Below are 13,105 nucleotides of genomic sequence, written 5' to 3' on the forward strand. Positions count from 1 at the left end.
CCGCGACTGCGAACCTCGCGTTGACCCGAAGCCTCGACCGCGATCCCCCGGAGGCCGGAGAGATCGGAAACCTCAAACGACGCCTTACAGCAGATCGCCGTCCGCCGACAGCACGCGTTCCATGCGGTCGCCCACGCCGCCGATCTCCATCACCAGGCGCTGCAGCTCGGCCGCGTCCAGGGTTTCGGCGGGGCGGTTCTCGCACAGTTGCAGATAGGGCACGCCGTCGAGGTCGCCGATGGCGAGGTAGCCGACGTGGCTTTCCCAGTTGAAGGCCAGCGCGCGGCGCGCGTCCAGACCGGTGGTCGGAGCGATCGCGGTGCTCACGCGCACGAACGGACGGCCGTCGTCGTCTTCCAGTTCGGACAGGAAGATCGCTTGGTGGCGCGTGCCCTGTTCGAGCGAGAGCTCGATGCAGATCACGTTTTCGTCGTGGACGGTGAGGTGGAACCCGGCTCGGGTCAGATGGGTACGGATCTGTTCGAAATGCATGGGCGACTCCTGCGCGTTGCAGGGCATATGCTACCGCGATGGACAGCGAAACTGCCGCAAAACGCATCCGGGCCGCGATCCGCGCCATCCCCAAGGGCGAAGTCGCCGGCTACGGCGAGGTCGCGCGCCGCGCCGGGCTGCCCGGACGGGCCCGTCTGGTGGCGCGCCTGCTCAGCGAGAACGACGACGCCAAGCTGCCCTGGCACCGGGTGCTGCGTTCGGACGGGCGTATCGCGCTGCCGGAAGGTTCGGCCGGTTATCGCGAGCAGTGCCAGCGCCTGCGCGCCGAAGGCGTGGCGGTGGTGAACGGGCGCGTGCGCGGCCAGCGTGCGGCGCCGACTCTGGATTCGCAGATCTGGGGCCCGGCCGACTGAACGCAGCCTGCGCGCGGGCCGCGCCTCGACGCGACGCTCACGGTGCGACGCCGAGGCAGCGGCTACCATAGCGCCCGATTCGAGGAGCCGCGATGTTTTCCAGTATCCCGCCGGTCGTCAGGAAACTGCTGATCGCCAATGTCGTCGTATTCATCCTGCAAGCGCTGTTGAGCCAAGGCGATGCGACGCGCGGTTGGGTGCTGTGGTGCGAGTTGTGGCCGTGGTTGCCCGCGCATATCCCGGCTGCCGGCAACTTCATGCCGTGGCAGTTGCTGACATCGGGCTTCATGCACGGCGGCATCGGCCACCTCGTGTTCAATATGCTGGCGCTGGTGATGTTCGGCGCTTCGCTCGAATACGAATGGGGCGCCAGGCGTTTTGCGATCTATTACTTCACCTGCCTGATCGGTTCGGCGTTGTTGCAGTTGTTGATCGCCTCGATCGCTGCGCGCCAGGGCGACGTCTATGTGACCCTGGGCGCTTCGGGCGCGGTTTACGGCCTGCTGTTGGCCTACGGCATGCTGTTCCCGAACCGGCGCGTGACCTTGTTGCCGTTCCCGATCGTGCTCAAGGCGCGCACCTTGGTCATCATCTACGCGGTCGCCGCGGTGTTCTACGGCGTCTTCGCCCAGGGCACCGGCGTCGCTCATTTCGCCCACCTCGGCGGCATGCTGGTCGGTTGGCTGACCATTCTGTATTGGCGCAAGCGACCGCCGGGCAGCGGTCGCGGTGGCCCCCGCCGCGATCCGCGCGTGGAAGCGCTGCGCCAGCGCAGGCGGACCACCAAGCTGCGCGTGGTCAAGTAACGCCGAACAGCGCCGCTCAGAACCCCGGGCGCAGCTTGACCTGTTCGAGCTCGCGCTTGATCGAGCGCCAGAACAGGCTCGGCGCGATCCAGGTGTAGGCGCAAAACCCCAGCCACAGGTAGGACAGCGGTCCGGCCCAGTGCGACAGGCCATGCTCGGGCAGCGCGATCAGGGCGATGCGGTAGAGCAGGAAGATGCCGAGCAGCAGCACCACCGCGCGGGTGCGCGAACCGGCGCTGATGTAGCTCTGGAACCGCCACCACAGCCCGAGCAGCCAGCTGCGGCGCGCTTTCACCGCCGCCATCAAGGTCAGGGCTTCGCCGTCCATCGGGTCGATCTGCAGCGCCCAGGCGGCGTGGTCGCGGGCGCTGTCGGTACGACCGGCGGCGAGTTCGCAATGGCCGAGTACGCACAAGGCCTCGACGTGTTCGGGATGCGCGGCCAGCACCTCGCGCGCCAGGGCCTCGGCCTTGCGGCGTTCGCCGCGGCGCAGTTCCAGCGAGGCCAGCAAGGCCTGGTAGTCGACATCGGCCGGCTCCAGCTCGCAGGCGCGGCGCGCTTCTTCCAGGGCCTGCGCATCGCGGCCCCAGGCGTTGTAGAGGCGGGCGAAGGCATCGGCGATCGAGGGCGAGTCCGGGTCGAGTTCGCGCGCCGAGTGCAGATGCGTTTCGGCGTCGCGGAAACGCCGCCCGGCGGTCGCCACGATCGCTGCGGCCAGGTGCGCGAACGGCGACTCGGGTTCGAGTTCGAGAGCGCGCGCGGCTTCCAGCGCGGCCGCATGCAGGCGCTTGCGCTTGACCAGGCACAGGGCCAGGAAGGCGTGCGCGCCGGCCTGATCGGGGTCTTCGCCGAGCAGACGCAGCAACACGTCGATGGCTTCGTCGATCTGGCCGTGGGCGTAGTAACGCTCGGCCATCTGCAACCAGTAACCGTGGCTGGCGTCGTTCATTGCAGGATCACCGACAACAAGGCGGGCAGTTGCACGGCGCCGAGCGCGCCGCGCCCGACCACGGCCAGCAGGATCATCAACGGCAGGCCGTTGCGCGCCTGGCCGCCGTAGTACTCCCAGATCTCGAAGCAGCGCTGCTGCATCAGGTACACGGCATAGGCCATGCCGAGCTTGAGCAACAGGATGCTCAGAAACGCGTAGCGCAACTGCGCGCCCTGCAGCCAACCGTTCTGCTCGCACAGCAGCAGAGCGAACAGCAGCAGCGGGCTGCCGACCGCGCTCAGGCCGATGCACAGCCATTCGCGCCAGCGCGTCGGGCTGCCGATCGCCAGCGAATTGAAGCCGAACCAGAGCAGGCCGAAGCCGCTGCCGGCCAGCATCACGCTGAGCAAGGGCCAGACCGGATCGACCGCGTAACGCGACAGGCCGGACGGCAAGGGCTCGTCGGGCAAACGATAGACCGAGGCCGCCATCAGCCGCCTCCGTGGCGCTTGAGGAATTCCAGCACCTCGTCGTACTGGCCGCCCTGATTGGCGTAACGGGCGTGATTGCGCGCCGTGGTCAGCCACTCCAGAGTGGTCGAACGGGTGTCCTTGAGAGCCGCGCGCAGGTGGCTCATGGTCAGCGGCATTTCCCGGCCCTGGTCGATCGAGGCCTCGATGGCCTCGTCGATCGCGGTCTCGACCAGGTTGCGCAGGTCGGCGCCGGAGTAACCCGAGCTCAAGCGCGCGATCTCGGCGCCGTCGATGTCGTCGCCGAGCGGGCGCTCGCGCAGCAACAGCTCGAGGATGGCGCGCCGCGCCGGCTCGTCCGGCGGCGGCACGAACAGCACCCGGTCGAAGCGGCCGGGGCGGCGGAACGCGGCGTCGACCGCCCACGGCACGTTGGTGGCGCCGAGGATCAGCACGCCCTGGTTGTTCTGGCCGAAGCCGTCGAGTTCGGTCAGGAACTGGCTGACCAGCTTGGCCGAGGTGGCTTCGCGCGAGTACTGGCGCTTGCCGCCGATGGCCTCGATCTCGTCGAAGAACACCACCGCCGGGGCGGTGCGCCGCGCGGTCTCGAAGATCGCATGCAGCTTGCGCTCGGACTCGCCGATATACATGTCGAGCACGTCGGTAATGGCCACGTTGTAGAAACGCGCGCCGCACTCGCCGGCGGTGGCGCGGGCGAGCAGGGTCTTGCCGCAGCCGGGCGGCCCGTACAGCAGGATGCCGCCGCCGGAGCGGCGCTTGAAGCGCTCGAACAGCGAGGGCTTGAGGAAGGGGGTGATGATGCGGCGGCGGATCTGGTGCTTGACCTCGTCCAGGCCGCCGACGTCGGCGAAACCGATTCGCGCCTCCGGTGGCTGCAACAGCCGCGATACGTCGTCGGCATCGGTGTCGTCGTTGGCGATGCTGGTCTGCAGGCTGCCCGATTGCATGCGCCGCGCATTGGCCAGCGAGATCACCTTGCCGGCCAGCTCGGTCGCCAGGGCCGCGTCTTCGAGCGCCGGGTTGAGGGCGATGGCCTGCTGGTACAGGCTGCGCGCGTCTTCGCGGCGGCCTTCGCCGAGCAGCAGGCGCGAACGCGCGAACAGCGAGGCCGCCGAATTCTCCGGCGCGATCCGCACCACGCGTTCATCGTGGCGGTGCTCCAGCAGCAAACGCAGCGCGGCGTCGCGCTGGGTCGGGTCGGCCAGCAGGGTGTCGCCGCCGAGTTCGATCGCACGGATCAATGCGTCCGGGTCGGATTCGTTCAGGCAGGCGTTCACGACCAGCATGCCGAGCGCCGGGTTGTGCGGGCTGGCGGCCAGCGCGGCGAGCAGATCGTCGAGGGAGGTATCGGGCATGACGGCATCCTGGCCGGGTGTGGCGGCGTATAGCGTAAAGAAAAACCGCGCAGGATAGGTCCGCGATCGCAACCGTACCGTGGCGCCGGTTGCGGTTCGACGAGCGCTGCGCCTACAGTGCGAACTGTGGCGCAGGTCCGTTTCCGGGCCGCGAACCACGCCCCGTCAGCAAGCCCGCCGCCGCAGGACCGCGCGCCGCCAGCGCGCCGTCCGCCGATGGCGACGCCAAGGATCCAGGCCGTCCGTCGATGACTTTTTCGCCCGAACCTTCCGCCGCAGAGCAGGCCGCGGCCCGCGTCCGCGATGCCGTGCATTCCGCCACCACCGGCCTGGTCGAGCGCGAGCAAGTCGCCGAGCTGATCGTGCTCGCCGCGGTCGCCCAGGAACACCTGTTGATCATCGGCCCGCCCGGCACCGCCAAGAGCGCGGTGGTGCGGCGCGTCGCCGCCGCGCTCGGCGGCCGTTACTTCGAATATCTGCTCGGGCGGTTCACCGAGCCGGCCGAATTGTTCGGCCCGGTCGATCTGCGCCGGCTGCGCGAGGGCGTGGTCGAGACCGACGTCACCGGCATGCTGCCCGAAGCCGAGGTCGCCTTCCTCGACGAGGTTTTCCTCGGTTCGACCGCGATCCTCAACACCTTGCTCGGCGTGCTCAACGAGCGCCGCTTCCGTCGTGGCCACACCCAGATCGATTGCCCGCTGCGGGTCTGCGTCGGCGCGGCGAACGCCTTGCCCGACGACGAGTCGCTGGCCGCGTTCGCCGACCGTTTCCTGTTGCACCTGTTCGTCGAGCCGGTGCCGGACCATCAACTCGAAGCCCTGCTCGAAGGCGGTTGGCAGTCCGAGCGCGCCGCGGTCGAGCACCGCACCGAACTGGCCGACATCGACTTGCTGAGCCGGCGCGTGCCGCAGGTGAGCATGGGCCCGGCGCGCGGCCTGCTGGCCGATGCGATCCGCAAATTACGCGGTGCCGGCCTGAGCCTGTCGGACCGGCGCATCGTCAAGGTCCAGCGCCTGATCGCCGCAGCGACCGTGCTCGCCGGCCGCGACACTGCGACCGCCGCCGACCTGTGGCCGCTGTTCTATGTGATGCCGACCCGCGAGGCGCAGGCGGCGGCCCAGGACGCCTTGCGCGATTCGCTGTCGGCGGCGGCCAACCCGACCTTGCGTGCCGCGGTCGAACATGCGGTGTTGCAGCCGGTGTCGCGCGCCGCACGCCTGATCGAAGCCGCGCGCAGTTGCCTGCACGGCGCGGCCGACGCACCGGCCGCGACGACGATAGCGGAAGCCCTGCTGCGCGAGATCGACGCCAACTTCGACCCGCATTCGATTCCGCCCGAACTCGCCGCCGAGCGCGCGCGGCTGGTCGAACGGGTCGCCGCGCCGACATGAAGTGGCGCTGGCGCGCAGAGGCCGACCCGCCCGCGCCGCAAGGCGCGATCGGGATCGGCGCGGCGGCGCAGGGCCTGCTCGATGCGCTCGCGCGCGTCGACGCGCGCATGCGCGAGGCGCTGATGCTGACCGCGAACGCCGATGCCGTCATCGTCACCGGCGCCGACGAAGCGCTGCCGTGGAGCGACGGCGTGGCCTATATCGCGCCGCGCCAGGAAGCGCCGGCGCTGTGGCTGCCGACGACGCAGCGCCCGGACCTGCCGCTGGATTTGCTGCTGCGCGCGATCGCGCGCCGGCATCGGCAGTCGCCGCTGCTGCTGTGGCCCGAGCCGATGCAGATCGTGCCGCTGCACCGGGCGCTGCCGGCGAGCGACGCGCTGATCGCGCAGATCCGCGCGCACTGGCGGAGCTGAGCCGATGCGGGTACCCGAGGCGCTCAAACCCTGGCGGCCGTGGCTGGACTGGTTCGATGCCGAGATCGTCGACCTGCTCGGCGATCTGCTGTTGCGCCTGCACCCGATGCTCGGTGCGTTCCGGATGCGTGCCCAGCGCGGCGTGGCCGAGCCCGAGGGCATCGACGATCTGCGTCGGCGCGGCCATTACGAGCGCCTGTTGCTCAGCGAGTGGGCGCTGGCCGACGAGGTGCCGGAAGAATTCGACCGCCGCGCCGCCGGCGGCGAGCATCTGTTCCTGTCGCCGAAACTGGTCGCGCGCGAAGCCGATGCGCTGACCGTGGCGGTGTTCGACACCGGCCCGGGCCAGCTCGGCGCGGCGCGCCTGGTGCACGTGGCGATGTGGATCCTGCTGGCCGAACGCGCGCAGGCGGCGAAGGCGCGCTTCGCCTGGGGCGTGCTCGGCGCGCCCGGCGTGCTGCATCCGGCCGACGCGCCCGAACGTCTCAAGCAATTGCTACAGGCGCGCAGCCTGACACCGGGCGGCCCCGCTTCCGACAGCGCGGGCAACGCACAGGCCGCGCGCGACCATCACGAACGCGAGTGGCGGCGTGCGCTCGACGAAGCCGATCCGAGCCCGGGCGAGCGCTGGTCGATCGGCGCGCATGCGGCCGGCTATGGTCTGGGCCATCGCGTCGACGTTGCGCGTGCCGGCGAGCAACAGCTCGCAGTGACCATCGCCTCGCGCCAGGCGCGGCGCGAACTGCGCCTGACCTTGCCGTCGCCCGAGCGTTCCAGCGCCTTGCTGCGCGGCGAATTCGAGCGCGTCGAGGTCTCGCGCCTGACCGAAGTCGCTACCGGCGCGCGCGGCCAGGGCAAGTTGTCGCTGAAGCAGCCACCGTTGATCTCCTGGGGCGGCCGCCACATCGCCGTGCCGCTCGCCGGCGAGAGCGCCGCCCATGTCTATCGTTTGCCCTCCAGCGCCGTGGCGCGCTTGGCGCCGCCGAAAACCACGCGCTGGGGCAAAGGCAAATCGCTGCTCGCCGCGACCCTGACCGAGCGCCATTTCGCCGGGCTGATTCCGCTGTCGCAAGGGTTGGAGGGCTGGCAACTCGAGGGCATGGGCCGGCTGCCGTTGCCGCCGCAGGGCGATCTCGATGTCACTACCGGCACGGCGCGCCTGCTGCCTTGCGTGTTTTTCAATCGCGGTGCGGGTTATCGGCGCCTGTTGCTGCTTACGAGCCAGCGCAAACTGCTGTCGTGGACGTCGCAGGGATCCGAGCCGAGCGCGTACGAGGTCGTGGGCGAGCAGGTGCTGGCGATCGCGCGTACCAGTGCCACGCAGGCGGTGTACTTGCGCTGCCACGATGGCCGCCTGCATCTGCACTCGAGTCTTCACGCCGAAGCTCTGGATTGCATCGCCTTCCAGGGCCAAGCCCGTAGCGCTTTTCTGAGCGGCCGCTGTTCTCTCGACAGTTGGCAGGGCGGCTGTTGCGTCGAGCAGATCGTCGGCGGTCACGGCGGCGAACGCTCCAGCATCTGGCGGGTGTTCATGCGCACCGCCGAGCGCCCGGCGACCGAGTACGAAATCGTGCTGCCGGCCGACTGGAAAGTGGTCGGGCTAAGCCAACCCGACGGCGACGACATGGGTTTGATCGCCTTGCGTCCGGACCGCAAGGCGCTGCTGCGCATCGGCGCGCAAGAACGTTCGGTGCTGTACGAATCGCCGAGTCCGATCAGTACGGTCAGCGTCGCCGTCGACGCCGACCTGATCGCCTTGGTCGACCTGCAAGGCCGTTTGGTGGTGTTGCGCGACGGCGCGCGAAAGATGCTCGTCTACACAGGGGGAGACGATGGCTGAAACGAACGATAAGGTGGAGGCGCAGGCCGATGCGACGGTCCGCTATCCGGTCTGGCGCGGCTGGCAACCCGTCGCCGGATTGTGGTTCGGCGCCGACTGGCTGGCGCCGGAACGGCGCGCCGAACGCATTCTGCAAGCGTGGACGATGGGCTGTCGCGCCTGGCGTTTCGACGACGGCGACGTACTCTGCTTCGAGCAGGCGCGGCCGATGCAATGCAGCGAAGCGGCCGGCGTGCCTTTGTGCCGCATCGGTGCGCACGGGCTGTACGCAGGGCCGTTGACCGCCGACGAACTCGCCGCGCTGGCGCCGGCCGACGTGCAACTGGTGGTCGGCGGGCGCTTGCAGCCGCTGCACTTCGCCCAGGCGCAGGCGCTGGACCCTTCGCTGGTCATCGACATCGACGACTACGCCCTGCACGACACCTACGATGGCCGCTTCAGTCTGCGCGCGCCGCGCCACGACCGGCTCGCCGGCAAGCGCGTGCGCGAAGTGCTGGGCGACAGTGTTCCGCCGCCGAGCAAGGAGCAGGCCGAATTCCTGCGCCGTGCACACGGCGGTGTGGGCACCGAGGCGCCGCCGAGCTTGCGCGAACGCGTCACCGGCACCCGCGACGGCATGGCCGATTGGCTGTTGCGGCGTTTTCCGGGCTTGTCGGGCGAGCCGGGGCAGGCGCGCAGCGGCCACGCCACGCAGACGCGCAACGGTGGCGCCGGCACCTTGCGCGCACGCGCCGCGCCGCGCGCGCCGCAGGCCTGGCGTTCGGCCCTGGTGCGTTTCGCGATGGCGAGCCGCGCCTCGAAACTGATAGGCATGCGTCAAGGCGCCTACCTGCGCCGGATGATGGCGCAGTTCGAAAAAGGCGATCTCGGCGAGGCGTTGCGTAATGCCTTGCCGATCGACGGCCGCGGCGATTCGCTGGGCCAGGCTTTCGGTACACCGGGCCGGCGTGGCGACCTCAGTCTCGGCGGCGATCGTCATGCATCGACCGACATCAATCTCGGCGACTACGAGCGCGAGCACCTGCGCAAACTCTATCGCCAGGCTTTCGACAAACTCGACCGCCAGGGCCAGGTCGACGAAGCCGTGTTCGTGCTCGCCGAGTTGCTCAACGCGCGCCAGGAAGCGCTGGATTATCTGGTGCGCCACCAGCGCCATGCGCAGGCGGCCGAGCTTGCGCTCAGCTGGGATATGCCGGCGGAAACCATCATCCGTTTGCTGATGCTGTCCGGCGACAGCGAGCGCGCGATCCTGGTCGCGCGTCGCGACAATGCCTTCGCCGCGGCGATCGCGATGTTGGAAAAAGACCACCCCGAGCACGCAGGCAGGCTGCGCCGCGAATGGGGCCAGGCGCTGGTTGAGCGGGGGCAGTGGTTGGCCGCGGTCGATGCGGTCTGGCCGGAGCCGGAACTGCGCGAGCAGGCCGGACGCTGGCTGCTCGCAGCCGAGGCCGCAGGCGACGAATTGTCGGCGCGCGCTTTGGTGCAGCGCGCGACTCTGTTGCCCGACACGATCGAACACTATGCCGAGCGCATCGCGGTCCTGGCCGATCCGGCGTCGCCTGCGTTGCCGCGCGCGGCCCTGGCCGAAGCGCTGCTCGCCGCCAAGGGCAACGGCAAGGCCTTGCGCATGCTCGCCACCCACGTGTTGCCGGCGCTCGCAGCCGATCGCGCTGCGTGCGCGAACGATCTCGACCGCCAGCAATTGGAGCGCCTGCTGAAATTGTCCGGCGACCCCTGGCTGCGCGCCGATCTGCCGGCCTGGGGCGTGCCGGCGGTAGCCGGGCGCAAGCTGTGGGAGAGCCAGGGCGAGCAACGCTGGCAGGCGCCCGCGGCCGGGTTGCATGCCGCGCACGACGTCGTCGCGATCGGCGAGGGCCGCTATCTCGCCGCGCTCGGCGAAGCCGGCGTCGCGGTCATCGACCGTCACGGCCGCAGTGTCCGTCGTTATGCGGTGCCGGCCTACAAGTTGGCGATCGCCGACAGCCTGCAGGTGGCGTTGGTGATCGCGCCGCGCGAGGCGGTGTCGCGCATCGCACGGCTGGATCTGGCCCATCACGAGATCGCCGATCTCGGGGTGATGCCGATCCAGTTCGCCGCCGACCGTTACGACGGCATCGCCTGGTCGCTGGTGTCGAACGACCGCCTGCTGGTGGTCGACGCGGCGCGGCCGTCGCTCGATGTGTTGTGGAGCGTCAGCGAGCCCAACAGCCGGGTGATCGCGGCGGAGTATTTCGCCGCCGACGAGTTGTTCCTGATCCAGGACGCGCGCGGCGCGAGTTGCTGGCATTACCGCTTGCCGCGGCGCGCCCTGCGTTCGCGCGACGCCGTACCCGAGAGCCTGGAACAACGCTTGCGCCTGCACCCCATCACCGGCGCGCAATTGCTCGATGTGTCGGCCGACGACGACGGCATGTTGTTGGCGTACTCGTGGTCGAACTATCGGCGCAGCGTGCAGTTGTCCGCGCATGCACTCGGCAAGCTGCGCGACTGCAGCATCAAGTCGCTCGCCAACGGCTTCCTGGTCGGCCTGTACGGCGAGGAGGCGATGCGCTTCCACTTGGTCCGCTTCAACGACGCGGCCTCGCTGGCGGCGATCGATTGGCCGTACGGCGCGGCGGTGTCGGTGCGCGAGCAGGACGGCCGCCTGCTGATGTACGACGACCAGGGCCGGGTGTTGGACATCGACACCCAGCGCAGCCAGGTGCATGGGCTGTCCTTGCTCTGAGGTTGTGCGGAGACGGCAGACAACGAAAAAGCCCGGCTTGCGCCGGGCTTTTCCTTATCGCTCATCGCAGTTCGCTGTGTGCCGCCTCGATCAGGGAAACACCTTGATCTGTTGGTCGGGCTTGCGCTGCATCGCGGTGCCGGCCTTGCAACCGAAGGTCTCGCCGAACGCGGCCAGGTTCGACAGCGGCACGTTGGTGCGCCACTGGCCCGGGGCATGGATGCCCGCGGCCGAGCGCTGCGCGGCGACTTCCGGGCTCAGCTGCTGCGCCCACAGACCGGCCCAGGCGCGGAAGAAGGCCTGGTTGGCGTCCTTGCTCGCCGCCGGCGACGCGGCGCGGAACGCCGACCACGCCAGTTCGACGCCGGCCTGGTCGGCGATGGCGACTTCGCGGACCTGGTTGCCGTTGACCTTGACCCCGCTCAATCCCGGATAGGACTCGGCGCTGTACTGCGCGGCGACGCGGCCGGCGAGCGCGTCCCAGGCCGAGACTTCGGCCGGGGTCCACCAGTCGCGCACTTCCTGCTTGGCGTTGACGTAGCGGCCGCGGCTGTCGAAGCCATGGGTCAGTTCGGCGCCGACCAGGGCGCCGTAGGAGCCGTACTGCGCGGCCTCGGGCTTGCTCAGGTCGAGCACCGGCGCCTGCAGCATCGCCGCGGTCACGATCAGGCGGTTCTGGGCGATGTCGTAGGCCAGCGACGGCTCCTGCGGCAGCACGTCCCAGCGACGGTCGGCGTTGCCGCGGCCGATGCGTTTCATTTCTTCGCGGTGGCGCCAGGTCGAGGCGATCAGCATGTTGCTGCCGAAGCTGCCGCGGCCCATCGGTTGAACGGTGTAGTCGAGATCGCGCTTGGGCGTGCCGACTTCGATCTTGAGCTTGCCGAGCTTGGCGCGCGCTTCGTTCTTGACCGCGTCGCTGAAGCGGGTGTCGGCATCGATGGCCTTGCCCACGGCATCGCGCAGTTGCCCGGCGATCTGTTCGGCGCGCGCGTCGGTCGCGGCCGGCAGGTAACGCGCGGCGTACTCGTGGCCGACCATCGGGCCGGCGGCGAGGGTGATCGCGTCGAGCACGGCCTGCTGACGGGGCGCCGGCGCGGCGTGGCCGCGCAGCACGCGGCCGCGGAACTCGAACTCGGCGTCGCGGAACGGCTTGGCCAGATAGGGCGCCATCGAATCGCCCACGCGCCAGCGCAGATAGGTCTTCCACTGGTCCGGCTTGAGGCTGCCGAGCAGCTTGTCGAGTTCGGCGAACAATTGCGGGTTCGCCAGCGAGACGCTGTCGTCGGTGACGCCCTGGGCCTTGAGGAAGGCGCCCAACTGCAGGTTCTTGTACTGCTTGGCCAGGGTCGCGACCGCGACCGGGGCGTAGTTCGCGCGCGGGTCGCGCAGGTCCGGCAGCGACTTGGATGCGCGGGCGATGCGGGTTTCCAGATCGATCACGAACAGCGACTCGGCCGCCAGCTTGTCCTTGGACGTGCCGGTCAGAGTCAGGATCTTCTGCACGTAGTTGTTGTAGTGGCCGAGCAACTGACGGGTATCGGCGTCGCTGCGGGTGTAATAGGCCGGGTCGGGCAGGCCGAGGCCGCCCTGGCTGAAGTAGCCGATGTGGCGCTCCAGGTCCTGCAGGTCGATGTCGGCGCCGAAGTTGAAGGCCACCGGGATGCCGACCTGGTGCAGCGCGGCGATCGAGGCCGGGATCTCCTTGGCCTTCTTGATCGCGTTGATGCGGCCCAGCAGCGGGGCGATCGGCTGCGAGCCGTCGCGCTCGACCGCGGCCTCGTCCAGGCCGCTGGCCCAGAAGTCGCCGAGCAGCTTCTGCACGTTGCCCTGCGGCGCGGTCATGGCGCTGTTGAGCAGCTCCAACTGTTGCTTGCGCGCATTGGCGGCGAGGGTTTCCAGCGAAGACACCGAACCGGCGCCGGACAAGGGGTTGCTGCGCAGCCAGTCGGCGTTGGCGCTGGCGTAGAAGTCGCTGCAGGCCGATGCGGCGGCGGGCGCCTTGGGCTTGGCGGCGGCCTTCTTCTTGGCGGCATCGGCGGTCGGCGAGGCCAGGCCGGCAATCAGGCTGAGGGCGAGGGCGCAGGCAAGCGGGCGTAGGGTCGACATCGCGTATTCCATCCTGGGGATGCGGGAGTTTAACAACTGCGCCGGCGACGGCGATGAACGGGTTTGGCGGTTGGGGGATGGAGGGTGCGAGGCCGTCATCCCAACCCGTGCCCCGGCCCGAACGCCTGGCGTTCGCGAACGCGCGAGCCAATGGCTCGCAAGCGGCGTTCGCTCACCCCAA

General features: G+C 69.5%; 11 protein-coding genes. 6 read left to right on the plus strand and 5 right to left on the minus strand.

Going from position 1 to position 13,105, the window contains the following annotated elements; all coding sequences use genetic code 11:
- Window positions 1–84: 84 nt before the first annotated feature.
- Window positions 85–492, minus strand: coding sequence for a hypothetical protein (locus ACTJJK_RS18125; RefSeq protein WP_031372955.1), 408 nt, complete (start codon window positions 490–492; stop codon window positions 85–87).
- 38 nt (window positions 493–530) lie between these two features.
- Here ACTJJK_RS18125 and ACTJJK_RS18130 point away from each other — a divergent pair, with 38 nt between their 5' ends.
- Complete coding sequence (locus tag ACTJJK_RS18130; RefSeq protein WP_223619300.1) at window positions 531–866, plus strand: MGMT family protein; 336 nt, start codon at window positions 531–533, stop codon at window positions 864–866.
- A 92-nt stretch (window positions 867–958) separates the two neighbouring features.
- Window positions 959–1,672: a rhomboid family intramembrane serine protease gene (locus tag ACTJJK_RS18135; RefSeq protein WP_036149125.1), complete on the plus strand. Its 714-nt coding sequence runs from the start codon at window positions 959–961 to the stop codon at window positions 1,670–1,672.
- Between the two features lie 16 nt (window positions 1,673–1,688).
- Here ACTJJK_RS18135 and ACTJJK_RS18140 read toward each other — a convergent pair whose 3' ends face one another.
- The 3 genes from ACTJJK_RS18140 to ACTJJK_RS18150 are packed head-to-tail and all read right to left on the minus strand — an operon-like array spanning window position 1,689 to window position 4,449.
- Window positions 1,689–2,621, minus strand: coding sequence for a tetratricopeptide repeat protein (locus ACTJJK_RS18140; RefSeq protein WP_440730875.1), 933 nt, complete (start codon window positions 2,619–2,621; stop codon window positions 1,689–1,691).
- Window positions 2,618–3,094: a hypothetical protein gene (locus ACTJJK_RS18145; RefSeq protein ID WP_408953114.1), complete on the minus strand. Its 477-nt coding sequence runs from the start codon at window positions 3,092–3,094 to the stop codon at window positions 2,618–2,620. The genes ACTJJK_RS18140 and ACTJJK_RS18145 overlap by 4 nt, the downstream gene beginning before the upstream one ends.
- Window positions 3,094–4,449 (minus strand): ATP-binding protein, encoded by a 1,356-nt coding sequence (locus tag ACTJJK_RS18150; protein WP_223619302.1) that lies wholly within the window; start codon window positions 4,447–4,449, stop codon window positions 3,094–3,096. Before ACTJJK_RS18150 ends, ACTJJK_RS18145 begins: the two co-directional genes overlap by 1 nt.
- A 248-nt stretch (window positions 4,450–4,697) precedes the next feature.
- Between ACTJJK_RS18150 and ACTJJK_RS18155 the strand changes: the two genes are divergently transcribed.
- Genes ACTJJK_RS18155 through ACTJJK_RS18170 form a run of 4 tightly spaced genes read left to right on the plus strand, consistent with a single transcriptional unit; the run spans window position 4,698 to window position 10,818 of the window.
- The gene (locus ACTJJK_RS18155; RefSeq protein ID WP_440730876.1) at window positions 4,698–5,840 is read left to right on the plus strand and encodes an AAA family ATPase; all 1,143 of its coding nucleotides are present in this window, start codon (window positions 4,698–4,700) and stop codon (window positions 5,838–5,840) included.
- A complete protein-coding gene (locus ACTJJK_RS18160; protein ID WP_440730877.1) occupies window positions 5,837–6,253 on the plus strand; it encodes a bpX5 domain-containing protein in 417 nt (138 codons plus the stop codon). Before ACTJJK_RS18155 ends, ACTJJK_RS18160 begins: the two co-directional genes overlap by 4 nt.
- 4 nt (window positions 6,254–6,257) lie before the next feature.
- On the plus strand, window positions 6,258–8,093 hold the full coding sequence (locus ACTJJK_RS18165) for a hypothetical protein (RefSeq protein WP_440730878.1): 1,836 nt from the start codon (window positions 6,258–6,260) through the stop codon (window positions 8,091–8,093).
- A complete protein-coding gene (locus ACTJJK_RS18170) occupies window positions 8,086–10,818 on the plus strand; it encodes a bpX6 domain-containing protein (RefSeq protein ID WP_440730879.1) in 2,733 nt (910 codons plus the stop codon). Before ACTJJK_RS18165 ends, ACTJJK_RS18170 begins: the two co-directional genes overlap by 8 nt.
- Window positions 10,819–10,908: 90 nt before the next feature.
- Here the strand turns inward: ACTJJK_RS18170 and ACTJJK_RS18175 are convergent, their stop codons facing one another.
- The gene (locus ACTJJK_RS18175; RefSeq protein ID WP_440730880.1) at window positions 10,909–12,924 is read right to left on the minus strand and encodes a M13 family metallopeptidase; all 2,016 of its coding nucleotides are present in this window, start codon (window positions 12,922–12,924) and stop codon (window positions 10,909–10,911) included.
- Between the last annotated feature and the right edge of the window lie 181 nt (window positions 12,925–13,105).

Source organism: Lysobacter sp. 22409 (assembly GCF_052045105.1).
GTDB lineage: Bacteria > Pseudomonadota > Gammaproteobacteria > Xanthomonadales > Xanthomonadaceae > Lysobacter > Lysobacter antibioticus_B.

Bases quoted from the DNA above. Each gene is read 5' to 3' on its own strand.
- ACTJJK_RS18170 (WP_440730879.1), top strand. From the start codon at position 8,086: ATGGCTGAAACGAACGATAAGGTGGAGGCGCAGGCCGATGCGACGGTC.
- ACTJJK_RS18145 (WP_408953114.1), bottom strand. From the start codon at position 3,094: ATGGCGGCCTCGGTCTATCGTTTGCCCGACGAGCCCTTGCCGTCCGGC.
- ACTJJK_RS18160 (WP_440730877.1), top strand. From the start codon at position 5,837: ATGAAGTGGCGCTGGCGCGCAGAGGCCGACCCGCCCGCGCCGCAAGGC.
- ACTJJK_RS18125 (WP_031372955.1), bottom strand. From the start codon at position 492: ATGCATTTCGAACAGATCCGTACCCATCTGACCCGAGCCGGGTTCCAC.
- ACTJJK_RS18175 (WP_440730880.1), bottom strand. From the start codon at position 12,924: ATGTCGACCCTACGCCCGCTTGCCTGCGCCCTCGCCCTCAGCCTGATT.
- ACTJJK_RS18150 (WP_223619302.1), bottom strand. From the start codon at position 4,449: ATGCCCGATACCTCCCTCGACGATCTGCTCGCCGCGCTGGCCGCCAGC.
- ACTJJK_RS18140 (WP_440730875.1), bottom strand. From the start codon at position 2,621: ATGAACGACGCCAGCCACGGTTACTGGTTGCAGATGGCCGAGCGTTAC.
- ACTJJK_RS18155 (WP_440730876.1), top strand. From the start codon at position 4,698: ATGACTTTTTCGCCCGAACCTTCCGCCGCAGAGCAGGCCGCGGCCCGC.
- ACTJJK_RS18165 (WP_440730878.1), top strand. From the start codon at position 6,258: ATGCGGGTACCCGAGGCGCTCAAACCCTGGCGGCCGTGGCTGGACTGG.
- ACTJJK_RS18135 (WP_036149125.1), top strand. From the start codon at position 959: ATGTTTTCCAGTATCCCGCCGGTCGTCAGGAAACTGCTGATCGCCAAT.
- ACTJJK_RS18130 (WP_223619300.1), top strand. From the start codon at position 531: ATGGACAGCGAAACTGCCGCAAAACGCATCCGGGCCGCGATCCGCGCC.